This window comes from Actinoplanes sp. ATCC 53533, assembly GCF_003947245.1.
This window is the reverse complement of the sequence record NZ_QHHV01000624.1, coordinates 1-662: the sequence shown is the minus strand read 5'-3', so window position 1 is coordinate 662 and position 662 is coordinate 1. Positions and strand designations below refer to the sequence as shown.

The following is a 662-nucleotide window of genomic DNA, read 5'->3' as shown; positions in this document are numbered from 1 at the left end:
AGCGGGACACTCGGCGCAGGCACCGACCCCCTGGCCGTCGGCGCGATCATGGACAACACGGGCGTCGGCGTCCTGAGCATTCTCCTCGCCGCCGGAACACTCATCGCCTCACTCCCCCTCCTGAAGATGACGGCGTCCAGTGACGCGGCAGCAGCCACCGAATCCGTCGCATCCCTCCCGCAGGCCACGCCGGTCGCGAGGCCGCCCACAGAGAAGCCAGCCTCACCAGCGGAATGAAACCACGACCTGTCGATCAAGTCGTCGATGCTCAACGGTCGGGTCCTGCGCTCCCAGCACCCGAGCGACATCGACCCAAGAGGTCTACGCGTTGCTGACCGTCTACCAGACGATCATCAGCATCGCGCTCGACCTCGCCCAGACGCCGCCCGGCGGACCGGACTCACACCGGCAAGCAACGACGAGCTTCAGACCAAGACACGACCGCTGAACGATCACCTCTCAATCACTGGACGCACCGGCTGCCGTACTAGCCGAGCACTTGCTGTTGGTCGTAGGTTTCGATGCCTTCGGCGATGACCTCCAACTGCGCGTCGCCGCCGCGGCCGTCGTCATGATGGACATAATGTGGGCCCCCGAGTGGCCGCTCGACCAGACCACCAACGCCGGTGAACCCAGCGGCTCGACCAACCCGATCACCGACT

General features: G+C 65.6%; 1 protein-coding gene. It reads right to left on the bottom strand.

What is annotated here, in order from left to right; genetic code table 11:
- Positions 1 to 272, bottom strand: a 272-nt coding sequence (locus tag DMB66_RS60345) for a hypothetical protein (RefSeq protein WP_148113001.1), incomplete at its 3' end; no start/stop codon positions are given.
- Positions 273 to 662 lie beyond the last annotated feature (390 nt).